Raw genomic sequence first — 21,805 nt, 5'->3', positions numbered from 1 at the left:
AAAGTAGTCACCTCAGCCACCGGAAGGGCACCGTGGACAGTCAGGACTGGCGCCCCACCATCGCCGCGGCGCAGGCCGGCGACCGGCGGGCGCTGGACGAACTGGTCGCAGGCTGGCTGCCGTTGGTCTACAACATCGTCGGCCGTGCCCTGAACGGCCACGCCGACGTCGACGACGTCGTCCAGGAGACCATGCTGCGCGCCGTCCACAACCTCGGCTCGCTGCGCGACCCGGACAGCTTCCGGTCCTGGCTGGTGGCGATCGCCATGCGGCAGATCCGCGACCGGGCGCGGCGCACCTCCCCGGACCGGCTGGAGGAGGGCGCGACACAGGCCGCCGACTTCGCCGAACTGACCGTGCTGCGGCTCCAGTTGGAGGGCCAGCGGCGCGAGGTCGCCGAAGCGGTGCGGTGGCTCGACGACGAGGACCGGCACCTGCTGTCGCTGTGGTGGCTGGAGGTCGCCGGCGAACTGACCCGGCGTGAACTGGCCGCCGCCGTCGGCATCACCCGGCAGCACGCCGCCGTCCGCGTGCAGCGGATGAAGGAACGGCTGGAGACCGCGCGCGGCATCGTGCGCGCCCTGGACGGCGCCTGCCCGGATCTGCGGGAGCTGACCGTCCGCTGGAACGGCCGGCCCGACTCGGTGTGGCGCAAGCGGCTGGCCCGGCACATCCGCGGCTGCTGCTACTGCGGCGACACCCGCGAGTCCGTCGTACCGGCGGAACGTCTCCTCGTCGGCATCGCCCTCGTCCCGCTGCCCGTCGGCTTCACGCTGTCGCTGGCGTTCGGCGGCAAGACGGCCGCTGCCGCCGCGGCCACCGCCTCCGCCGGCTGGTCCGCCAAGGCGCTGAGCGCGCTGACCAAACCGGCCGTCGCCATGACGGCGGGCGCGACGATCGTCGCGGGCGGCGCGTACGTCGTCTCCCAGCCGCCCGCCGCCCCGCCATCGCAGGCCGCGGTGACCCCCACCGCGGCGGTCACCCCCGGCCCGCCGTCCCCCGCCGCCCCGCCCGCGCCCACCCCGTCGCCGTCGTCGTCGCCGTCGGCGACGAAGAAGCGCGACCTGTACGGCACGGTCGTCGACGCCGTCGACCGGGCGCCCGACCCCGACGCCCGGCCCGCGGCCCTGCCGCGCCGCCCCGAGGCCGGCATCACCAGCACCGGCGGCCCGAAGGCGGTGATGCAGCACCGGGGGGACAGCGTGACGCTGACCGGCCAGGGCTACGTGCTGGTGCGCTGGCAGATCTCACCCGCCTCCCGGCCGGGCGCGCTGGTCATGCCGGCCTGGACCGGCCTGAAGGGCAGGCTGTTCCATGTGGCGTCGGGCGGCTGGCGACGCATGGACGACCCGCTGACCGGCGCCCCGAACGGCTACGTCACCGGCATGGGCGGACCGGACATCGGCTACGCGGTCCTGCCGGACGGGACCCAGCAGATGTGGCAGAACGAGTACTTCTACGTCGACGGCTCGGTCACGCTCACCCAGAACGAACGGGGCGCCGACTACGGTCTCACCGTCTTCCCCTCCAGCTGGGAGGCGGTCGACAAGGACGTCAACACCGGCCCGCCCCAGGGCGCCCTGAGATACGGGCTGGTCAGGGACACCGGGACCGATGCCGCCCCGGTCCCGCAGTACGTCACCCGCGCGACGCCGGCCGACCCGGCGACGGTGCCGCAGCGGTCGCGCGTGTAGCGCACAGGACGTCGACGCGGTTCGTCGTGATCGAGTCGACGCCCAGGCCGATGAGGCGGCGCATGGCGCGGCGGGTGTCCGGGGTCCAGGCGGACAGCAGGTAGCCGCCGCCGTGGACGCGGTCCGCCAGCGCCCGGCTCACCAGGCCGAAGCGGTAGTTGAGCCAGCGCGGGCGGATCGTCTCCAGCAGGACCGGGCGGGGTGGTGCCAGGGTGGTCCAGGTCAGGGCGATCTCGGCGGCCGGGTCGGCGGCGCGCACGGCGAGCATGGCGGGGGCGCCCGCGCAGTAGTACACACGATCCCGCGCCCCGCACTCGCGCACGACGTCCACGATCCGGCGGGCCGCCCGCACGTCGGGTGTGCCGGGCAGGTCGAGCATCACCCGGTGTCCGTCGGTCGCGGTCAGCGCGTCCGCCAGCGTGGGCACGCCGCCGCCGGTCAGCCCGCGCACTTCCTCCCAGGACAGCGCGAGCAGCGGACGGTCGAGCTCCCACAGCCGCTTCAGCGTCGTGTCGTGCAGCAGCACCGGTACGCCGTCCCGGGTGAGCCGTACGTCGACCTCGACGGCGTCCGCGCCCCGGGCGAGCGCGGAACGCAGTGAGGCGACCGTGTTCTCCCGGGCGCGGTAGGGGTCGCCGCGGTGTGCCACGGCGGTGACGTTCCGCAGGGAGCCGACGGGGACGGGGCTCATGGTTCGGGGCGTCAGCGCGCGAGCCAGGCCGACGTGTAGCTGTCGATCTCGGCCGCCAGCCGCGCCTTGCCGGGCTCGTCCAGGAAGGACGCCTCGACGGCGTTCTTCGCGAGGGCGGCGAGGCCGCGCTCGTCGAGGTCGAGGAGGCGGGCGGCGACCGCGTACTCGCTGTTGAGGTCGGTGCCGAACATCGGCGGGTCGTCGGAGTTGACGGTCACCAGGACACCGGCCCGCACGAACTCCCCGATGGGGTGCTCGTCGAGGGTGCGCACCGCGCGCGTGGCGATGTTCGAGGTCGGGCACACCTCCAGCGCGATGCGGTGTTCGGCGAGGTGCGCGAGGAGCTTGGGGTCCTGCGCGGAGCTGGTGCCGTGGCCGATGCGTTCGGCGTGCAGGTGGGTGAGGGCGTCCCACACCGTCTGCGGGCCGGTCGTCTCACCGGCGTGCGGCACGGAGCGCAGACCGGCGGCGACGGCCCGGTCGAAGTACGGCTTGAACTGCGGCCGCGGCACGCCGATCTCGGGCCCGCCGAGCCCGAAGGAGACCAGGCCCTCCGGGCGCAGCCGGTCGTCGGTGGCGAGCCGGGTCGTCTCCTCGGCGGCCTCCAGCCCGGCCTCGCCGGGAATGTCGAAGCACCAGCGCAGCACGGTCCCGAACTCCGCCTCCGCAGCCTTGCGGGCGTCCTCGATCGCGTCCATGAAGGCGCGCTCGTCGATGCCGCGGCGCGTGGAGGAGAACGGGGTGATGGTCAGCTCGGCGTAGCGCACCTGCTGCCGGGCCAGCTCCCGGGCCACCTCGAACGTCAGCAGCCGTACGTCCTCCGGGGTGCGGATCAGATCGACGACGGACAGGTAGACCTCGATGAAGTGGGCGAAGTCCGTGAAGGTGAAGTAGTCGACCAGGGCCTCGGGGTCGGTGGGCACCTTGGAGTCGGGGTGGCGGGCGGCCAGCTCGGAGACGATCCGGGGGGAGGCGGAGCCGACGTGGTGCACGTGCAGTTCGGCCTTGGGCAGTCCGGCTATGAAGGCGTGCAGGTCGCGTGCCTCACCGGCGGCGTGTGCGGCGGGACGGTCGGTCAAGGTTCCTCCCCGGGAACGGCGTCCCCGGCCGCGGTGCGGCGGGACGCGGATGATCGGCTGATCGGTGACTCGGGGATCATCGTAGGCCGGGCCGGTGGCGGGCGGGGACGGGCCGTAGCATGACGGAACGTTCTACGGAGGGGGCCCGAGCATGTCCGACGACGCGCGGAAGCCGGACGCGCCGGGTGCGCCCGACGTGCCGGCCGGGACCGCCGGCGATCCGTGGGCCCCGCCGACGCACGACACCGCCGCCCACCGGCCGAAAACCGGCGGCCCCGGGCACACGCTCGCCTCGAACACGCCGCTGACCTGGCCGGTTCCGTCCGTCCACGACCAGCAGACGGTCACGTCGATGCCGGCGATGGATGAGGCGATGGGGGGCGCGGGCAGCGCGCCCGCGTCCCCGCCTGCGCCGTCCGACGCCCCGTCGCCGTCCCGGCCGTGGGCCGGACCCTTCTCCCCGCCCGCTCCCACGGCGCCCGGCAGCGGCCCGGCCAACCCCTTCGCGGCCCCGGCCCCGCCCGCTCCCCATCCGCAGGACGCGCCGGTCCCCCCGCCGCCCATCGCCCCGGACGGCCCGGGGCAGGTCCCCTACGGCTATCCCGGCGGGTACGGACACCCGGCCGTGGGCGGGCCTGGCCAGGGAGGTACGCCCTCGCAGGGCTACTACGGCTGGCCCGGCGTCACGCCGCTGCCGAGCAACGGGCTGGGCACCGCCGGGCTGGTGCTCGGGATCATCGCGGCGGCGGGCTTCTGCCTGTGGCCGCTGGCCATCGTCCTGGGCGTCCTGGCCCTGATCTTCGGCATCATCGGCCGACAGAAGGCGACCCGGGGGGAGGCCACGAACCCGGGCCAGTCCCTGGCCGGAATCATCTGCGGCGCCGTGGGCCTTGCCCTCGGGATCGGCATGGGCGTGCTGGTCATCGCGACCCGCTAGGCCGTCACAGGTTCGGCGCACCGACTGCGACGTGCTCGGGTCACCGCGACCCGCCAGGCCGTCACGAGCGCGGGGGACCGTTTGCGGCAGGCTCGGTCACGACGACCGGCTCGGCGACAGCGACCCGCTGGGCGGCCCCGCGCCCCGTCCGCTCACCGCGGACGGCTCACCGTCCGGGCCCCCGTTCGCGGTCCGGCAGCTCAGGGTCCCGGCCCCCGCCACAGTCCGGCCGCTCACCGCCGGACCGCTCACTGTCCCGGCCCCTCGCTCACTGTCCGGTCGCTCACGGCCCCGGCACCCCGCTCACGGCCCCGGCCCCCCGGTCACCGAGCCAGCCCCCGCTCACCCTCTACGGCTCACCGTCCGGGCGCGCGTTCACGGCTCCGGCCGCTCACCGTTGGACGGCTCACCGCCCGGGCCCTTGTTTTACGGCTCCGGCCGCTCACGGCCCTGGCGCTCGCTCACAGTCCGGCCGCTGACCGCCGGACGGCTCACCGTCCGGGCCCCCGCTCACCGCCCGACCACTCACCGCACCCGCAACCGCCCCCGCGCCTCCATCAGCGCGAAGCCCAGCAGGTTCGAACCCCGCCACCGCTCGGGATCCACTGCCGCCTCGTCGTCCGCCGCCAGGCCGATGCCCCACACGCGGTCCACGGGGCTCGCCTCGACCAGCACCCGCTCGCCCGTGCCCAGCAGGAACGCCCCGAGGTCCGGGTGGGCGGCGAACTTGTGGACGCTGCCTTCCACGACGATGCGGAACCGCTCCCGCTCCCAGGACGCCTCGTCGAAGCCGCGCACCAGCCGTCCGGCCTTCTTCGCCTGCGCGGGGTGGGCCGCGGCCAGTACCTGCCGCTCCGCCTCCGTGTCCTGGAACAGCCGCGCCTTCTCGGCCATCATCCAGTGCTCGGCGGTCGCGTACGTGACACCGTCGACCGTGAACGGCGCAGGCCACCACTGGCTCAGGCAACTCGCCCCGATCCGGCCGTCCGGCCGCGGCCGGTGTCCCCAGAAGTGCAGATACCTGAGCCTGGTCCCCGCCCGGACCTCCCTGATCAGCGCCTCGCGCGATCCGATCGCTTCCACGATTCCCTCCCTGCACGCGAGTCTGGCAGACACCACTGACACTCCGTCCCCCCTTTTCCAGGGCAACTCGACACCGGGTCGACAGATTCCGTCGCGTAATCGAAAGGCAACAACGGAATCCCTTGTCGGAGTGCCGTGCCTCTGTCAGGATCGGCACTCAAATCGAGCTTGAGCTACGCCGGCCCCCGTCACGGGGACACGGAGGAGAGCGACATGCACAACCCGGGCAACGCCACCCCGGAACGATTCCCGGCCCAGGACCGCTTCGCGGACGGTGCGCAGTACATCGCGGGCCGTCCCGCGCGGGGAACCTCCGGCCGTACCCATGCCGTCGTCGACCCCGCGACCGGCGAGGAGATCCACACGTACGAACTCGCGAGCACGCACGACGTCGACCTCGCCGTCGCCGCGGCTCGTGAGGCCTTCCCGGCCTGGGCGTCGGCCACCCCCGGCGAGCGCTCCGACGCCCTGCACCGCTTCGCCGCCGTCCTCGCCGACCGCGCCGAGGAGTTCGCCCGCGCCGAGTCCCTCCAGTGCGGCAAGCCGCTGAAGCTGACCCGCGAGTTCGACGTCCCGGGGACCATCGACAACACCGCGTTCTTCGCCGGTGCCGCCCGGCACCTGCAGGGGCAGTCCGCCGGTGAGTACTCCGGCGACCACACCTCGTACGTCCGGCGCGAGCCCATCGGCGTCGTCGGCTCCATCGCGCCCTGGAACTACCCCCTCCAGATGGCAGCATGGAAGATCCTCCCGGCGATCGCCGCGGGCAACACCGTCGTGCTCAAGCCCGCCGAGCTCACGCCGCTGACCTCGCTCCTGTTCGCCCGGGCCGCCGGCGACGCCGGTATCCCGGACGGTGTGATCAACATCGTCACCGGCACCGGGAAGGAGGCGGGCGAGCACCTCGTGGCCCACCCCGACGTGGCCATGACCTCCTTCACCGGCTCCACCGCCGTGGGCAGGCGCGTCGCCGAGATCGCCACCGCGACCGTGAAGCGCCTCCACCTGGAGCTCGGCGGCAAGGCGCCCTTCGTCGTCTTCGACGACGCCGACCTGGAGGCGGCCGTGCACGGCGCGGTCGCGGGCGCGCTCATCAACACCGGGCAGGACTGCACGGCCGCCACGCGTGCGTACGTGCAGCGGCCCCACTACGAGGAGTTCGTCGAGCGGACCGCCGCCCTCATGGAGACCGTCCGGCTCGGTGATCCCTTCGCACCGGGCACCGACCTCGGCCCGCTGATCTCGCACGTGCAGCGGGACCGGGTCGCCGGGTTCGTCGACCGGGCGCGTGCGTACGCGCGCGTGGTGACCGGCGGCGAGGCGCCGGGAGGGGAGCTCGCCAAGGGCGCCTACTACCGGCCGACCCTCATCGCCGACGCTCCCCAGGACAGCGAGGTCGTCCAGTGCGAGATCTTCGGTCCCGTGCTGGTCGTCCTGCCGTTCGACACCGACGATGAGGGCCTCGCGCTCGCCAACGACACCCCGTACGGGCTCGCCGCCTCCGCGTGGACCCAGGACGTGTACCGCGCGAACCGCGCCACCCGCGAGATCAAGGCGGGCTGCGTGTGGGTCAACGACCACATCCCGATCATCAGCGAGATGCCGCACGGCGGATACCGGGCGTCCGGCTTCGGCAAGGACATGTCCACCTACTCCTTCGAGGAGTACACGCAGGTCAAGCACGTCATGTTCGACAATACGGCGGTCGCCGCGAAGGACTGGCACCGCACGATCTTCGGGGACCGATAGTCAGACAGGAGCACGGCCGCCCGACCCACGGCCGATCACTCTCCGGAACCCTCCCGAAAGGGCACCACGCGCATGGAGCAGTACGAGCCCGACCGCCTGTCACCGGCCCAAGTGGCCGCCATGCGGCGCAGTTTCCGCAACGGCCGGGCCGCCCTCACCCGCCGTTCGCTGCTGCGCGCCTCCGCGGGCGGTGCGCTCGCGGCCGGCGGACTCGGCGCACTGAGCGCCTGCGGCATCCCCGCGGCGGGCACGTCACAGGGCGGCGTCTCGTCGGAGGACCACTCGGCCAAGGAGAAGACCGTCAGCTTCTCCAACTGGACCGAGTACATGGACGTCGACGACAGCGGCAAGCACCACCCGACGCTGGAGCAGTTCACCGCACGGACCGGCATCAAGGTCAAGTACACCGAGGACATCAACGACAACAACGAGTTCTTCGGCAAGATCAAGCCGCAGCTCGCCGCCGGCCAGGACACCGGCCGGGACCTGATCGTCCTCACCGACTGGCTGGCCGGCCGCCTGATCCGCCTGGGCTGGGTGCAGAAACTCGACCCGGCCAACCTGCCGCACGCCTTCGCCAACCTCTCCCCGCAGTTCCGCAGCCCCGACTGGGACCCGGGCCGCGCCTACTCGTACCCCTGGCAGGGCATCTCCACGGTCATCGCCTACAACAAGAAGGCCCTCGACGGTGTCGAGGTGAAGTCGGTCTCCGACCTGCTCGACAACCCGAAGCTCAAGGGCCGGGTCGGCTTCCTGACGGAGATGCGCGACTCGATCGGCATGACTCTGCTCGACATGGGCAAGGACCCGGCGGACTTCACCGACGACGACTACGACGCGGCGATCGCCCGCCTCCAGAAGGCCGTGGACAAGGGCCAGATCCGCCGCTTCACCGGCAACGACTACACCTCCGACCTCACCAAGGGCGACTTCGCCGCCTGCCTGGCCTGGGCCGGAGACGTGGTGCAGCTCAAGGCGGACAGCCCGGACGTCGACTTCCTCATCCCGGACAGCGGCTACATGACGTCCAGCGACAACCTGCTCATCCCCAACAAGGCCCGGCACAAGACGAACGCCGAGCGGCTCATCGACTTCTACTACGAGCCCAAACCCGCGGCCGAGCTCGCCGCCTACATCAACTACGTCTGTCCCGTCGACGGCGTGAAGGAGGAGCTCGCGAAGATCGACGAGGACGCGGCGGACAACCCGCTGATCCTCCCCGACAAGGCCATGCAGGCCAAGTCCCGTGCCTTCCGCTCCCTGAGCTCGAAGGAAGAGACGGCGTACGAAGTGAAGTTCGCGAAGCTGACGGGGGCGTGACGGCGATGACGACGAAGAACACCACGGCGGACACCGGCGGCGACGTCCGCCTCTCCGGGATCAGCAAGACCTACGGCTCCTTCACCGCCGTGCACCCGCTCGACCTGACCGTGCCCCAGGGATCCTTCTTCGCCCTGCTCGGCGCCTCCGGCTGCGGCAAGACCACCACCCTGCGCATGATCGCCGGACTGGAGGAGCCCACGGCGGGCACCGTCCACCTCGGCGACCAGGACGTCACGGCCCTCCCGCCGTACAAGCGGCCCGTGAACACCGTCTTCCAGTCCTACGCCCTCTTCCCGCACCTCGACATCTTCGAGAACGTCGCCTTCGGTCTGCGCCGGCGCGGCATCAAGAGCGTGAAGAAGCAGGTCGAGGAGATGCTGGAGCTCGTGCAGCTCGGCGAGCAGGCGCGCAAGAAGCCGCACCAGCTCTCCGGCGGCCAGCAGCAGCGCGTCGCCGTGGCCCGCGCGCTGATCAACCACCCCAAGGTGCTGCTCCTCGACGAGCCGCTCGGCGCGCTCGACCTGAAGCTGCGCCGCCAGATGCAGCTGGAGCTCAAGCGCATCCAGACCGAGGTCGGCATCACCTTCGTCCACGTCACGCACGACCAGGAGGAGGCCATGACGATGGCCGACACGGTCGCCGTCATGAACGCCGGCCGCGTCGAGCAACTCGGCTCGCCCGCCGACCTGTACGAGAACCCGCGCACCACCTTCGTCGCCAACTTCCTCGGCACCTCCAACTTCATCGAGGCCGAGGTCGACTCCACGGCCGGTGACGAGATCGTGCTGAAGGCGGGCGGCGGCAAGCTGGTCCTGCCCAGGGCCCGGTGCGGCGCGCCCACCACCACCGGCGGCAAGGCGCTGGTCGGTGTCCGCCCGGAGAAGATTTCCCTCACGCACGCCGACGACGCGGGCGAGATCCCCGCGGGCCGCAACCGCATCACCGGCCGGATAGCCGACTCCAGCTTCATCGGCGTCTCCACGCAGTACGTCGTGGACAGCCCCGTCTGCCCCGGGTTCGAGGTCTACGCCCAGAACATCGACCGCGACCCGCGGCTGGTGCCCGGCGCCGAGGTCGTCCTGCACTGGAACCCCGCCCACACCTTCGGCCTCGACGCGGCGCAGGACATCGACGCGGGCGTCGAGACGGTGGGAGCGCCGGAAGAGGGGGCGGCTCCCTGATGACCACCCTCACCGAGGCGCCACCGCCTCCCGTCCCCACCGTCCCGGAGCGGAAACCACCCCGCAGACGGGGCCGCCTCACGCCGTACTGGCTGCTGCTCCCCGGCATCCTGTGGCTGCTGGTCTTCTTCGCGCTGCCGATGGTCTACCAGGCCTCCACGTCCGTGCAGACGGGCTCCCTGGAGGAGGGGTACGAGGTCACCTGGCACGTCGCGACGTACTGGGACGCGCTGAGCGAGTACTGGCCGCAGTTCGTCCGCTCGGTGCTGTACGCGGGCACCGCGACCGTCCTGTGCCTGCTGCTCGGTTACCCGCTGGCGTACCTGATCGCCTTCCGCGCGGGCCGCTGGCGGAACCTGATCATGATTCTCGTGATCGCGCCGTTCTTCACCAGCTTCCTGATCCGCACCCTGGCCTGGAAGACGATCCTCGCCGACGGCGGCCCGGTCGTCGGCGCCCTGAACACGCTGCACGTCCTGGACGTCACCAGCTGGCTGGGCCTGACCGCGGGCGACCGCGTCCTGGCCACCCCGCTCGCGGTCATCTGCGGTCTGACGTACAACTTCCTGCCGTTCATGATCCTGCCGCTGTACACCTCGCTGGAGCGGATCGACCCACGTCTGCACGAGGCGGCGGGCGATCTGTACGCGCGGCCCTGGACCACCTTCCGCAAGGTCACCTTCCCGCTGTCGATGCCGGGCGTGGTCTCCGGCACGCTGCTGACCTTCATCCCGGCGGCCGGCGACTACGTCAACGCGGACCTGCTCGGCTCCACGGACACCCGCATGGTGGGCAACGTCATCCAGTCGCAGTTCCTGCGGATCCTGGACTACCCGACGGCGGCGGCGCTCTCCTTCATCCTCATGGCCGCGATCCTGGTCATGGTCTCCCTCTACATCCGCAGGTCCGGGACGGAGGATCTGGTCTAAATGCCCTTCGTCAACTGGCTCAAGCGTTATCTCGTCGTCATCGCGGGACTGCTGACGCTCGCCTATCTCATCCTGCCGAACGTGATCGTGACGGTGTTCTCCTTCAACCAGCCGAAGGGGCGCTTCAACTACGAGTGGCAGCGGTTCTCACTGGACGCCTGGAAGGACCCGTGCGGAGTCTCCGACCTGTGCGGTTCCCTGTCGGTCAGCCTCCAGATCGCGTTCTGGGCGACGCTCGGCGCCACCCTCCTCGGCACGATGATCGCCTTCGCGCTGGCCCGCTACCGCTTCCGCGCCCGCGGCGCCGTCAACTCGCTGATCTTCCTGCCGATGGCGATGCCCGAGGTCGTGATGGCCGCCTCGCTGCTCACCCTGTTCCTCAACATGGGTGCCCGGCTGGGCTTCTGGACGATCCTGATCGCGCACATCATGTTCTGCCTGAGCTTCGTGGTGACCGCGGTCAAGGCGCGCGTGATGTCGATGGACCCGCGACTGGAGCAGGCCGCGCAGGACCTCTACGCGGGCCCCTTCCAGACGTTCGTGCGGGTGACGCTGCCGATCGCCGCCCCCGGCATCGCGGCGGGCGCACTGCTCGCCTTCGCGCTGTCCTTCGACGACTTCATCATCACGAACTTCAACGCGGGCTCGACCGTCACCTTCCCGATGTTCGTCTGGGGTTCGGCCCAGCGCGGCACGCCCGTGCAGATCAACGTCATCGGTACGGCCATGTTCGTCGTCGCCGTGCTGTTCGTCCTGGCCTCGATGGCCGTCGGCAATCGCAGAAACAAGCAGAAGGCATAAGCCACTGTAGGGAGTTGACATCATGGCCCCAGGCGCCATGAACCACTGGACGAGATCCCTGTCCGAAGCCCAGCCGGTCCCGTACTGGCTGGACGACCCCGGAAAGCCCCGCCCCGAACCCGCCCTGACCAGCTCCGAGACCTGCGACCTGCTGGTCGTCGGCGGCGGCTACAGCGGGCTGTGGACGGCGCTGATCGCCAAGGAGCGCGACCCGCGGCGGGACGTGGTGCTGGTGGAGGGGCGCGAGGTGGGCTGGGCCGCCTCGGGCCGCAACGGCGGCTTCTGCGCCGCCTCCCTCACCCACGGCCTGCCCAACGGCCTCACCCGCTGGCCGGACGAGATCCACCGGCTGCAGGAGCTGGGCGCCCGCAACCTCGACGAGATCGAGGCGGCGGTCGCCCGGCACGCAATCGACTGCGACTTCGAACGCACCGGCGAGATCGACGTCGCCACCGAGACGTACCAGGCGTGGGAACTGCGCGACTGGTACGAGGAGATGGAGCGCCGGGGCCTCGCCGACGGCGTCGAGTTCCTGGACGCGGACGCGGTACGGGAACAGGTGAACTCGCCCACCTTCCAGGCGGGCCTGTGGGACCGCCGGGGCGTGGCCATGCTCAACCCGGCGCGGCTCGCGTGGGGCCTGAAGCGGGCCTGCCTGAGCCTGGGCGTCCGCGTCTACGAGCACACCCCGGCCCTGACCCTGAAGCAGTACGGCGCCGGCATGGCCGTGCGCACCCCGTACGGCCAGGTCCGTGCCCGGCGGGTCGCGCTCGGCACGAACGTCTTCCCCAACCTGCTCAGACGGGTCCGCTCCTACACGGTCCCGGTCTACGACTACGCCCTGATGACCGAACCGCTCACCGCGGACCAGCTGGCGTCGATCGGCTGGAAGAACCGCCAGGGACTCGGGGACAGCGCCAACCAGTTCCACTACTTCCGCCTGTCGGCGGACAACCGCGTCCTGTGGGGCGGGTACGACGCGGTCTACCCGTACGGCGGCCGGGTGCGCGCCGAGTACGACGACCGCCCGGAGACGTACGCCAAGCTCGCCGGGCACTTCTTCACCTGCTTCCCGCAGCTGGAGGGCGTCCGCTTCACGCACGCCTGGGGGGGCGCGATCGACACCTGCTCGCGCTTCTCGGCGTTCTTCGGCACGGCGCACCGGGGCAGGGTGGCGTACGCGGCCGGTTACACGGGCCTGGGCGTCGGCGCGACCCGCTTCGGCGCCGAGGTGATGCTGGACCTGCTGGCGGGGGAGCGCACGGAGCGCACCTCGCTGGAGATGGTCCGCCGCAAACCGCTGCCCTTCCCGCCGGAGCCGCTCGCCTGGACCGGCATCGCGCTCACCAAGTGGTCGCTGGCCCGGGCGGACGCGCACGGCGGGCGGCGCAACCTGTGGCTGCGCACCATGGACCGGCTGGGCCTGGGCTTCGACAGCTGACCCGCGGTGGTGACGCGGTTCACCCCAAAGAGGTGCAGAACCCGCGTAATGCTCGCCGGGAGACCTCCCTCTCCCTCATGACGCGACCCGTGTCGCGTCCATGTGAGAGAGGGAGGGCTTCCTGATGACTGGGGCGAAGACGGCGGTCGAGTGGCTCGCATCCGTCGCACCCGATCCCGGGGCCTGCCGCTGGGAGTGGGAACGCGACCCGCACGCGGTGGCGCTGCTGCCGGCCGGCAGGGCATGGGACGTCCTCGTCCTGCCCGGCGGGCTCGGTCACGCCACGCTCGATGTGCTCAGCCGCTTCCTGGACCGACCGGGCCCGGTGCTGGCCGGATTCGGCGACGCCCGCATGGGCTTCTTCGTCCCGCCGGGCACCGCGTCCCACTGGCTGGGCACGGGCATCCGCACGGCGGGACACGGCACCTGGATCGTCGTCCCGCACCCGGGCCGCTCGGCGGCCGGCGGCATCCGCTGGCTGGTGCCCCCGGACGGTTCGGGCACGCTCACGGACCCGGCGCTGCTCGAACTGGCCATGCACGAGGCGGTGGCGTCACTGGCGAGGGACGAGGACATCCAGTGATCAGACGAGGACAGCCAGGATCACAGGCCGTCGCACGTTCCCGAGGACGTTCGACGGGTGCTTCGGCCCACCACCAGGGCCAGTCCGGTCAGCAGCATCGCGCAGAGGCACCAACTGGCCACCACGTCCAGTGGCCAGTGGTAGCCGTGGCGCACGAGGCCGAAGCCGACGCCCAGGTTGAGGACCGCGCAGACGACGACGAGGAGGCGGCGGGCCGCGGCGGAACGGAGCCAGGGCAGCAGGAGCAGGGTCGCGGCGCCGTAGGCGACGGCGGCCGTGGCCGTGTGTCCCGAGGGGTAGTAGCCGGTGCCTGGCGGCATGGCCGGGCCGCCCGCGCGGTCGGTCCCTTCCTTGAGGGGGACGATCAGCGCCGGGAGCAGCACCATGAGCAGCGCGGTCGCGACCGGCGGCAGCCACCAGCGGTCCGTGCCGGCGACGCGGGCCCGCCGGGCGGCGTACGCCAGGGCGACGGCGAGGACCGGCACCGCGACCTGGATGTTGCCGAGATCGGCGAGGAGTTCGGAGAACCGGTCGGGGTGGAGCAGGGCGCGGCTGACCCGCTCGTCGACGTCCAGGAGCGGTCCGCCGGCGACCACCTGCCAGGTGGTCGACGCGAAGAGGAGGGCCGGGACGCCGAGCAGGAGGGCGAGGAAGGCCGGCCGTGGCGAGTTCCCGGAGATCGGCATGCCGGACAGCTTGGCACGGACGGGGATTGCGCCCCGCGGCGGGCGGTGGGCGGCGGCGTGGGGCTCACCGGCGCTGGACCGGGACGACCGCAAGCGCCGCCCGCTGGGACAGCGGGCGGCGCTTGCGTGGGTCCGCGAAGAGGGAGGTCGGCCGCCCCGGAACAGGGGGGTAGTTCCGAGGCGGCCGTCCGGATCGGAACGTCGCGCGCCCCGGGGGGTTTGGGGCGGGCGACCGTCCGATCGGTGAGGAGATCCAGAGCCTCGGGCTCCGGTTGTGTGCGCGAGGGCACGACCAGGTCGAAGCTGGGGAGGCCCCGGCCTGATGTCACCCGCAGTCCCCTGCGGGCGGGGTGTATCTCTCATCTGGGTAGAACGTACGACAGGGGGTGCGTGTGCGACAGGGTGAAAGGGCTCCTGTCATCCACCTCGCACACCTTCTTCACACGCTCTGCCGTTCACCGCCCCGGCGGCGCTCCGGGGCGGCTCACCTGCCCTGATGTCGGCTCAGATGCGCGCGAAGGCCTGCTCGATGATGTCGAGGCCCTCGTTCAGCAGGTCCTCGCCGATGACCAGCGGGGGCAGGAACCGCAGCACGTTGCCGTAGGTGCCACAGGTCAGGACCAGCAGGCCCTCCTGGTGGCAGGCCTTGGCGAGCGCGGCGGTCGCCTCCGGGTTCGGCTCCTTGGTCGCACGGTCCTTGACCAGCTCGATGGCGATCATGGCGCCGCGGCCGCGGACGTCGCCGATGACGTCGAACTTGTCCTGCATCGCGGTCAGGCGGGCCTTCATCGTGGCCTCGATCGCCTTCGCCCTGGCGTTGAGGTCCAGCTCCTTCATCGTCTCGATGGCACCGAGCGCGCCCGCGCAGGCCACCGGGTTGCCGCCGTAGGTGCCGCCGAGGCCGCCCGCGTGCGCGGCGTCCATGATCTCCGCGCGGCCGGTGACGGCGGCGAGCGGCAGACCGCCCGCGATGCCCTTCGCCGTCGTGATCAGGTCCGGGACGATGCCCTCGTCCTCGCAGGCGAACCACTGACCCGTGCGGCAGAAGCCGGACTGGATCTCGTCCGCGACGAAGACGATGCCGTGGTCGGACGCGAACCGGCGGATCGCGGGCAGGAAGCCCTTGGCCGGCTCGATGAAGCCGCCCTCGCCCAGCACCGGCTCGATGATGATCGCGGCGATGTTCTCGGCGCCGACCTGCTTGGACATCTGGTCGATGGCCTGCTCGGCGGCCTCCGGACCCGCGTTCTCCGGGCCGGTCGGCCAGCGGTAGCCGTAGGCCACCGGCACCCGGTAGACCTCGGGCGCGAACGGCCCGAAGCCGTGCTTGTACGGCATGTTCTTCGCCGTCAGCGCCATGGTGAGGTTCGTACGGCCGTGGTAGCCGTGGTCGAAGACGACGACCGCCTGCCGCTTGGTGTACGCGCGGGCGATCTTGACGGCGTTCTCGACGGCCTCCGCACCGCTGTTGAACAGCGCGGACTTCTTGGCGTGGTCGCCCGGGGTCAGCTCCGCCAGCGCCTCGGCGACGGCGACGTAGCCCTCGTACGGCGTGACCATGAAGCAGGTGTGCGTGAAGTCGGCGAGCTGGGCGGTCGCCCGGCGTACGACGGCCTCGGCGGAGGCGCCGACGCTCGTCACCGCGATGCCGGAGCCGAAGTCGATCAGACGGTTGCCGTCGACGTCCTCGATGATGCCGCCGCCCGCGCGCGCCGTGAACACGGGCAGCACGGAGCCCACGCCCTGCGCGACCGCGGCGGTACGGCGGGCCTGCAGCTCCTGCGACTTCGGGCCGGGGATGGCGGTGACGACGCGGCGCTCCTGCGGAAGTGCGGTCATGAGGGGCTCCTGGGGGTCTTGCGGTTCCTTGCCTTCTTTTCTCGCAGGCTAGGACCGGTGAGGAGGAGTGGGCATGCTCCATGTGGGCGCTGTCGGTGGTGTCCGTTGTCCGCCGTGGACATAGATGCACGGCACCGAGTCTCCCCGGAACCGGCCGCGTATGCGGTGAACTCGCCTTGCCCGGGCGTTAGATTGGCTCGGCGATGGTGGACGGAACGGCTGGTCAGGGGGCAAGCGCGATGGACAGCGACGGGACGCGGGACGCGCGGGGTACGCATGCGAATCCTGTGCCGCAGGCACGCTCCGCTGTCCCACCGATGCCCTCGGTGGCACCGTCGGCGCCACCGATGCCGGACGGCTCGGCGTTCCTGGCCTGGCTGCGGACGCCGCGGCCGGAAACGTTGCCGGGCGTGTGGCGGTTCGCGCACCGGCCGCGTCCGGAGGAGGAAGCCGAGGCCGTTCCGGCGCGGCAGTTGTTGAGCGGTGCGGTGATCGCGGGTCTGAGCGCCTGGCTGCTCTGCTCTTTGCTGTGGAACGGTTATCTGGGCAGCTTCTGGCTGTGGCCGTGGTTCGTGCTGGCTCCGGACTCCTGGACCCTCGGCCAGGGTGGTCATGTGGGGGGCGTGGCGTCCTACGCGTACGAGGGCACGGTCTTCGCCATCATCTTCACGATTTTCGGAAAGATCGGCCGTTGGCCGGAACTTTGGCGCCGCTACGGCCCCCCCGCCTGGCGCCGCACCACCCCCGGTGCCGAACCCGCGCCCGCCCCGGAGCAGGACCCCGCCGAGTGGCCGCAGCTGCGGGCCGCCGGTGCGCCCGACGCGGCCGAGCGGCTCGCCTCCGAGGCGCGCGCCGGGCTGATGCGGGACGTCGACTACGCCCGGATCGCCCGCGCCTGGCAGGGCGTACGCAGCGGACGGCACAGCCTCACCACCTTCACCGGCGCGGTCCTCAGGGACGGCGCCGCCGCCTGCCTGCACCCCTCCGGCGCCCGCGACCTGCCCGCCCGGCAGGCCCGGCACGACCTGGTCACCGGACAGGTCCGGCTCGGCACCACCGCCGACGACCCACGCAACCCGTACGCCTACCGCGGCACCGGCCTCGGGCTCGGCCCGGACCTGCTCGGCACCTCGCTGCTCGCCGTCGGCCCGGCCGGTTCTGGCAAGACCGGCAGTGTCGTCCGGCCGCTCGCCGAGTCGCTGTGCCTGCACGCGCTCGCCGGGCGGGCCGCGGTCGTGGTGGTCGGCGCGGCGGGCGCGGGGCTCGGCCCGGCCGACGCCTACGACGTCGTCGTACGGATCGGGAACCAGGAGTCCGTGTACGACCTCGACCTGTACGGCGGCACGACCGACCCGGACGAGGCCGCGGCCGTGCTCGCCGAGGCGCTGGTCGGGGACCTCGCAGATCCGCATCCGGGCAGCGACAGCCGCCGGTCCACCACCGTCCTCGCCCAGCTGCTCGGGCCGTTCCGCGCGGTCCACGGGCGCTTCCCCTCCGTACCGGAGCTGCGGCAGCTGCTGGACGGGGCGCCCGGGCCGCTGGACGCGCTGCGTCAGGCGCTCCAGACCTCCGGACAGGAGCCGCTGCTGCGGGAACTCGACGCCCGGGAGCGGCAGATGGGCCGGCCCGGCGATGTCAGCGGGGTCCTCGCGGACCGTGTCGCGCTGCTCGACCGGCCCGCCTTCGCCGGCTTCTTCGACACGTCCGGGGCCTCGCGGCCGTTCTCGCTGAAGGCCCTCGACCACCCGGTGCGGGTGCGCATCGACCTGCCCGAGCGGGGGCACGCGGACGCCTCCCGGATGCTGGCGCGGCTGGTGCTCGCCCAGTTCACGGCGAGCGTCGCGGTGCGCGAGGACCGGTCGCTGTTCGCCTGCCTCGTCGTCGACGACGCCACCGGCGTGGTGACCCCGGAGGCCGTCCGGGGCATCCAGCGACTGCGGTCCGCCAACGCCGGGGTCGTGCTGACCCTGCGCACGCTGGACGACGTGCCGCGGCCGCTGCGCGGCCCGCTGCTCGGGGCCACCGGATGCCGGATGGCGCTGTCCGGGCTCACACCGTGGGACGGGCAGGACTTCGCCGAGGTGTGGGGCAAGGAGTGGACCGAGGCCCGTGACGTCACCGACCGGCAGATCATCGCGGAGACCCCGGCCGGCAAGGCCGTGCACACGCTGCGCCGGCTGATCACCGGCAAGGCGCCGACCGCGCGGGCGGTGACCGTGCGGCAGGTCGAGCGGGAACGCTGGTCGGCCTCCGAGCTCGCGCACGCCGTGCCGCCGGGCCACGCGGTGCTGTCGCTGACCAACGTCAAGGGCGAGCACGCCCCGCCGCTGCTGGTGGACCTCAGGAGCTGAGGCGGGCCGCCGACGCGGTGGCGTGGAGATCCGGTGACGCGAGGACCGTACAGTGAGGCAGAATCGACATAGGCCGTTCATACGTACCGGCCAACAGATCACAAAGATCACAGTCCTGACGCAGATCTGAAGGCCTCATGCCCCCGACGCTCGCCTCGCTCGTCCACCACTCCGCGCTCAAACTGACCGTGCGCGCGGGCGAGGACCGCCTCGACGTACCTGTCCGCTGGGCCCACGTCAGCGAGCTCGCCGACCCCGTGCCCTACATGGAGGGCGGGGAGCTGCTGCTGATCACCGCGCTCAAGCTGGACGCGGAGGACCCGGAGGCCATGCGCCGCTATGTGCGGCGGCTGGTCGGCGCGGGGGTGGTCGGGCTCGGCTTCGCCGTCGGCGTCAACTACGAGGAGATCCCCAAGGCCCTCGTCGACGCGGCCGAGGAGGAGGGACTGCCGCTGCTGGAGGTGCCGCGCCGCACCCCGTTCCTCGCCATCAGCAAGGCCGTCTCAGCCGCGATCGCCGCCGACCAGTACCGGGCCGTGACGGCGGGCTTCGCGGCGCAGCGTGAGCTGACCAGGCAGGCGCTCACCGACGGGCCGGAGGGGCTGCTCGCCGGGCTGGCCGGGCAGGTGGACGGGTGGGCGGCGCTGTACGACGCCTCGGGCGCCGTCGTCGCCGCCGCGCCCGAGTGGGCGGGGCGGCGCGCCGCGCGGCTCACGGACGAGGTGCGGCGGCTGCGCGAGCGGTCCGCGCCGGCCTCCTCGGTGGTGGGCGGCCCGGAGACCGAGGACCGGGTCGAACTGCACTCCCTCGGCACCGGCCGCCGGCCGCGCGCCGCGCTCGCCGTCGGCACGGCCTCGGCCCTCGGCACCGCCGAGCGGTACGCCGTACACTCGGCGATCGCCCTGCTGACCCTCACCACGGAACGCTCCCGGTCCCTGCAGGCGGCCGAGCAGCGGGTCGGCGCGGCCGTGCTGCGCATGCTGCTCGCCGGGGAGCCCGACCACGCCCGCGCGGTCGCCGGGGACCTGTACGGCGGTCTGCTGGACGCCCCGTTCCGGATGATCGTCGCCGAGTCGGTGGCGGCCTCGGCGGCGCGGGCCCGGGTGGACGCCTCCGCGCGCGTCCCCGCCGCGAAGCCCGTGTCGGCCGCCGCGCTCGCCGCCGCCGACACGGACGGAGACCCCCTCGGCGCGCTCGCCGACGTGGTGGAGTCCGCGGCGGCCCGGGCGGGCGAGGCGGTGCTCGTGGTTCCCGAGGGGGAGCGGCTGGTGGTGCTCGCCGCGGACGGCGGCGCGGCCGTCGCGGCCTGCGGCGACTACGCGGCGGCCCTGGAGGCGGCACGGACCGGCACGGTGGCGGAGTCGGCCGCGGGCGACGACGAACTCGTGATCGGCCTGTCGGCCCCGGTCGGCCCCATCGCCGCGGCCGCCGCCTACAAGCAGGCCGAACAGGCGCTGTCCGTGGCACGGCGGCGGGGGCGGGTGCTCGTGGAGCACGAGCAGCTGGCGTCCGGATCGGTGCTGCCGCTGCTCGCCGACGACGCGGTGCGCGCCTTCGCCGACGGGCTGCTGCGGCCCCTGTACGAGCACGACGCCACGGGCCGTGGGGATCTGGTCGCCTCCCTGCGGGCCTGGCTGTCCCGGCACGGGCAGTGGGACGCGGCGGCGGCCGACCTCGGAGTGCACCGGCACACCCTGCGCTACCGCATGCGCCGGGTCGAGGAGATCCTCGGCCGCTCGCTGGACGACCCGGACGTCCGGATGGAACTGTGGCTGGCCCTGAAGACGACCTCGACCGACTAGACGTACGCCAAACCGGAGTGTCTCAGTCCCCCGCCACTCCACCCCGGACAAGCGCCTCCCGGCCACCCCCGCCCTACCGTGGACCCTGCAAGCCAAGCCATCACCCCCAACGCGGAAGGGCCGGGAATCACACATGACTTCCACCCACGCCTTCTGGCTCGCCGGCCGCCAGGTCACCGGCGAGGACAGCTTCGACGTCACCTCCCCGTGGGACGGCCGTCTCGTCGGCCGGGTCGGTGTGCCGACGGACGCGCAGATCGAGGAGGCCGTGGCCGCCGCGTACGCCGTGCGGGAGGAGTTCGCCGCCACCCCGGCCCATGTGCGCGCCGCCGCCCTCGACCACGTCAGCAAGCGCCTCGCCGAGCGCACCGAGGAGATCGCCCGGCTGATCTCCGCCGAAAACGGCAAGCCGGTCAAGTGGGCCCGCGGCGAGGTCGGCCGGGCCGTGTCCGTGTTCCGGTTCGCCGCCGAGGAGGCCCGCCGCTTCAACGGCGGTGAGGCCCAGCGGCTCGACACCGACCTCGGCGGCCAGGGCCGGCTCGCCCTCACCCGCCGTTTCCCCAAGGGGGTCGTGCTGGGCATCGCGCCCTTCAACTTCCCCCTCAACCTGTGCGCCCACAAGGTCGCCCCGGCCATCGCCGCCGGCGCGCCGATCATCCTGAAGCCGGCCCCGGCGACCCCGCTGTCCGGCCTGGTCATCGGTGAACTGCTCGCCGAGACCGAGCTCCCGGCCGGCTCCTGGAGCATCCTGCCGGTCCCCAACGACCGCATGCCCGCCCTCGTCCAGGATGAGCGCCTGCCGGTCATCTCCTTCACCGGCTCCGAGAAGGTCGGCTACGCGATCATGGACTCGGTGCCGCGCAAGCACTGCACCCTGGAGCTCGGCGGCAACGGCGCGGCCGTCGTCCTCGCCGACTGGGCGAGCGACGAGGACCTGGACTGGGCGGCCGACCGCATCGCGACCTTCTCCAACTACCAGGGCGGGCAGTCCTGCATCTCCGTGCAGCGGGTCATCGCGGACGCCTCCGTGTACGACCGTCTGCTGCCGCGCATCGTCGCCGCCGTCGAGGCGCAGGTCACCGGCGACCCCACCGACGACGCCACCGACGTCGGCCCGCTGATCAGCGAGGACGCCGCCCAGCGCGTCGAGGCGTGGGTGCAGGAGGCCGTCGAGGCCGGCGCCGCGCTGCTCACCGGCGGCAAGCGGGACGGCGCCTCCTACGCGCCCACCGTCCTGACCGACGTGCCGGCCGGCGTCACGATCTCCTGCGAGGAGGTCTTCGGTCCCGTCCTGACCGTGCAGAAGGTGAACGGCGAGGCCGAGGCCTTCGCTGCCGTCAACGACTCCAAGTACGGCCTGCAGGCGGGCGTGTTCACCCACGACCTGCAGACCGCCTTCCGGGCGCACCGCGCGCTGGAGGTCGGTGGTGTGGTCATCGGCGACGTGCCGTCCTACCGCGCCGACCAGATGCCGTACGGCGGCGCCAAGCAGTCCGGAGTCGGCCGCGAGGGCGTGAAGTTCGCGATGGAGGACTACACCTACGAGCGCGTCCTGGTCCTGACCGGACTCGCCCTCTGAGACCTCTGGCTCATGGGAACCATTTTCAGATAAGCTCGGGGAAGAGGCCCGGCACCG

17 protein-coding genes are annotated in these 21,805 nt (G+C 72.4%); 12 read left to right on the top strand and 5 right to left on the bottom strand.

Going from position 1 to position 21,805, the window contains the following annotated elements:
* Positions 1 to 32 precede the first annotated feature (32 nt).
* Complete coding sequence (locus tag ACFPZJ_RS33600; protein ID WP_381029685.1) at positions 33 to 1,694, top strand: RNA polymerase sigma factor; 1,662 nt, start codon at positions 33 to 35, stop codon at positions 1,692 to 1,694.
* Here the strand turns inward: ACFPZJ_RS33600 and ACFPZJ_RS33595 are convergent.
* Together ACFPZJ_RS33595 and ACFPZJ_RS33590 are read right to left on the bottom strand one after the other, a co-directional pair.
* Positions 1,639 to 2,385, bottom strand: coding sequence for a glycerophosphodiester phosphodiesterase (locus ACFPZJ_RS33595; RefSeq protein WP_381029683.1), 747 nt, complete (start codon positions 2,383 to 2,385; stop codon positions 1,639 to 1,641). The two genes, ACFPZJ_RS33600 and ACFPZJ_RS33595, sit on opposite strands and share 56 nt — an antisense overlap.
* 11 nt (positions 2,386 to 2,396) lie before the next feature.
* Complete coding sequence (locus ACFPZJ_RS33590; protein ID WP_381030072.1) at positions 2,397 to 3,518, bottom strand: adenosine deaminase; 1,122 nt, start codon at positions 3,516 to 3,518, stop codon at positions 2,397 to 2,399.
* A 97-nt stretch (positions 3,519 to 3,615) separates the two neighbouring features.
* Between ACFPZJ_RS33590 and ACFPZJ_RS33585 the strand changes: the two genes are divergently transcribed.
* Entirely contained in the window at positions 3,616 to 4,401 is a 786-nt protein-coding gene (locus tag ACFPZJ_RS33585; RefSeq protein ID WP_381029681.1) for a DUF4190 domain-containing protein, read from the top strand.
* Between the two features lie 525 nt (positions 4,402 to 4,926).
* Here ACFPZJ_RS33585 and ACFPZJ_RS33580 read toward each other — a convergent pair.
* A complete protein-coding gene (locus ACFPZJ_RS33580; RefSeq protein WP_381029680.1) occupies positions 4,927 to 5,484 on the bottom strand; it encodes an NADAR family protein in 558 nt (185 codons plus the stop codon).
* A gap of 213 nt (positions 5,485 to 5,697) precedes the next feature.
* Between ACFPZJ_RS33580 and ACFPZJ_RS33575 the strand changes: the two genes are divergently transcribed.
* The 7 genes from ACFPZJ_RS33575 to ACFPZJ_RS33545 all read left to right on the top strand — a co-directional run bounded on the left by ACFPZJ_RS33575 (position 5,698) and on the right by ACFPZJ_RS33545 (position 13,491).
* On the top strand, positions 5,698 to 7,233 hold the full coding sequence (locus tag ACFPZJ_RS33575; RefSeq protein WP_381029677.1) for a gamma-aminobutyraldehyde dehydrogenase: 1,536 nt from the start codon (positions 5,698 to 5,700) through the stop codon (positions 7,231 to 7,233).
* A 72-nt stretch (positions 7,234 to 7,305) separates the two neighbouring features.
* On the top strand, positions 7,306 to 8,553 hold the full coding sequence (locus tag ACFPZJ_RS33570; RefSeq protein WP_381029674.1) for a polyamine ABC transporter substrate-binding protein: 1,248 nt from the start codon (positions 7,306 to 7,308) through the stop codon (positions 8,551 to 8,553).
* A 5-nt stretch (positions 8,554 to 8,558) separates the two neighbouring features.
* On the top strand, positions 8,559 to 9,737 hold the full coding sequence (locus ACFPZJ_RS33565) for an ABC transporter ATP-binding protein (RefSeq protein ID WP_381029671.1): 1,179 nt from the start codon (positions 8,559 to 8,561) through the stop codon (positions 9,735 to 9,737).
* Positions 9,737 to 10,666: an ABC transporter permease gene (locus ACFPZJ_RS33560; RefSeq protein ID WP_381029669.1), complete on the top strand. Its 930-nt coding sequence runs from the start codon at positions 9,737 to 9,739 to the stop codon at positions 10,664 to 10,666. The genes ACFPZJ_RS33565 and ACFPZJ_RS33560 overlap by 1 nt, the downstream gene beginning before the upstream one ends.
* Positions 10,667 to 11,467, top strand: a complete 801-nt coding sequence (locus ACFPZJ_RS33555; RefSeq protein ID WP_381029666.1) for an ABC transporter permease — start codon at positions 10,667 to 10,669, stop codon at positions 11,465 to 11,467.
* A 22-nt stretch (positions 11,468 to 11,489) separates the two neighbouring features.
* Positions 11,490 to 12,908 (top strand): NAD(P)/FAD-dependent oxidoreductase, encoded by a 1,419-nt coding sequence (locus tag ACFPZJ_RS33550; protein WP_381029664.1) that lies wholly within the window; start codon positions 11,490 to 11,492, stop codon positions 12,906 to 12,908.
* Between the two features lie 124 nt (positions 12,909 to 13,032).
* Positions 13,033 to 13,491 (top strand): hypothetical protein, encoded by a 459-nt coding sequence (locus ACFPZJ_RS33545; protein ID WP_381029661.1) that lies wholly within the window; start codon positions 13,033 to 13,035, stop codon positions 13,489 to 13,491.
* 20 nt (positions 13,492 to 13,511) lie between these two features.
* On the opposite strand, the gene ACFPZJ_RS39860 is transcribed toward ACFPZJ_RS33545, so the two are convergent.
* Positions 13,512 to 14,540 carry a phosphatase PAP2 family protein gene (locus tag ACFPZJ_RS39860; RefSeq protein WP_417801338.1) on the bottom strand — a complete coding sequence of 343 codons (1,029 nt, stop codon included), beginning with the start codon at positions 14,538 to 14,540 and terminating at the stop codon, positions 13,512 to 13,514.
* A 141-nt stretch (positions 14,541 to 14,681) separates the two neighbouring features.
* On the bottom strand, positions 14,682 to 16,016 hold the full coding sequence (gene gabT / locus ACFPZJ_RS33535; RefSeq protein ID WP_381029657.1) for a 4-aminobutyrate--2-oxoglutarate transaminase: 1,335 nt from the start codon (positions 16,014 to 16,016) through the stop codon (positions 14,682 to 14,684).
* 239 nt (positions 16,017 to 16,255) lie between these two features.
* Here gabT and ACFPZJ_RS33530 point away from each other — a divergent pair, with 239 nt between their 5' ends.
* From ACFPZJ_RS33530 to ACFPZJ_RS33520, 3 genes are all read left to right on the top strand, one after another.
* Positions 16,256 to 18,367: an ATP-binding protein gene (locus tag ACFPZJ_RS33530; RefSeq protein ID WP_381029655.1), complete on the top strand. Its 2,112-nt coding sequence runs from the start codon at positions 16,256 to 16,258 to the stop codon at positions 18,365 to 18,367.
* 137 nt (positions 18,368 to 18,504) lie between these two features.
* Positions 18,505 to 20,169, top strand: a complete 1,665-nt coding sequence (locus tag ACFPZJ_RS33525) for a PucR family transcriptional regulator (RefSeq protein WP_381029652.1) — start codon at positions 18,505 to 18,507, stop codon at positions 20,167 to 20,169.
* A gap of 133 nt (positions 20,170 to 20,302) precedes the next feature.
* Entirely contained in the window at positions 20,303 to 21,748 is a 1,446-nt protein-coding gene (locus ACFPZJ_RS33520; RefSeq protein WP_381029650.1) for an aldehyde dehydrogenase family protein, read from the top strand.
* The last annotated feature ends 57 nt before the right edge of the window (positions 21,749 to 21,805 follow it).

The sequence above is a fragment of the Streptomyces bullii genome, assembly GCF_042657145.1.
Lineage (GTDB): Bacteria > Actinomycetota > Actinomycetes > Streptomycetales > Streptomycetaceae > Streptomyces > Streptomyces bullii.
Note: the sequence above shows the minus strand (reverse complement) of the source record. Positions and strands in the feature narration are given on the sequence as shown.

What these genes read in the sequence shown, in the direction of transcription:
- ACFPZJ_RS33595 (WP_381029683.1), bottom strand. Translation starts at nt 2,385, where the DNA reads ATGAGCCCCGTCCCCGTCGGCTCCCTGCGGAACGTCACCGCCGTGGCA.
- ACFPZJ_RS33585 (WP_381029681.1), top strand. Translation starts at nt 3,616, where the DNA reads ATGTCCGACGACGCGCGGAAGCCGGACGCGCCGGGTGCGCCCGACGTG.
- ACFPZJ_RS33575 (WP_381029677.1), top strand. Translation starts at nt 5,698, where the DNA reads ATGCACAACCCGGGCAACGCCACCCCGGAACGATTCCCGGCCCAGGAC.
- ACFPZJ_RS33570 (WP_381029674.1), top strand. Translation starts at nt 7,306, where the DNA reads ATGGAGCAGTACGAGCCCGACCGCCTGTCACCGGCCCAAGTGGCCGCC.
- ACFPZJ_RS33565 (WP_381029671.1), top strand. Translation starts at nt 8,559, where the DNA reads ATGACGACGAAGAACACCACGGCGGACACCGGCGGCGACGTCCGCCTC.
- ACFPZJ_RS33560 (WP_381029669.1), top strand. Translation starts at nt 9,737, where the DNA reads ATGACCACCCTCACCGAGGCGCCACCGCCTCCCGTCCCCACCGTCCCG.
- ACFPZJ_RS33555 (WP_381029666.1), top strand. Translation starts at nt 10,667, where the DNA reads ATGCCCTTCGTCAACTGGCTCAAGCGTTATCTCGTCGTCATCGCGGGA.
- ACFPZJ_RS33550 (WP_381029664.1), top strand. Translation starts at nt 11,490, where the DNA reads ATGGCCCCAGGCGCCATGAACCACTGGACGAGATCCCTGTCCGAAGCC.
- ACFPZJ_RS33545 (WP_381029661.1), top strand. Translation starts at nt 13,033, where the DNA reads ATGACTGGGGCGAAGACGGCGGTCGAGTGGCTCGCATCCGTCGCACCC.
- ACFPZJ_RS39860 (WP_417801338.1), bottom strand. Translation starts at nt 14,540, where the DNA reads ATGAGAGATACACCCCGCCCGCAGGGGACTGCGGGTGACATCAGGCCG.
- gabT (WP_381029657.1), bottom strand. Translation starts at nt 16,016, where the DNA reads ATGACCGCACTTCCGCAGGAGCGCCGCGTCGTCACCGCCATCCCCGGC.
- ACFPZJ_RS33530 (WP_381029655.1), top strand. Translation starts at nt 16,256, where the DNA reads ATGGACAGCGACGGGACGCGGGACGCGCGGGGTACGCATGCGAATCCT.
- ACFPZJ_RS33525 (WP_381029652.1), top strand. Translation starts at nt 18,505, where the DNA reads ATGCCCCCGACGCTCGCCTCGCTCGTCCACCACTCCGCGCTCAAACTG.
- ACFPZJ_RS33520 (WP_381029650.1), top strand. Translation starts at nt 20,303, where the DNA reads ATGACTTCCACCCACGCCTTCTGGCTCGCCGGCCGCCAGGTCACCGGC.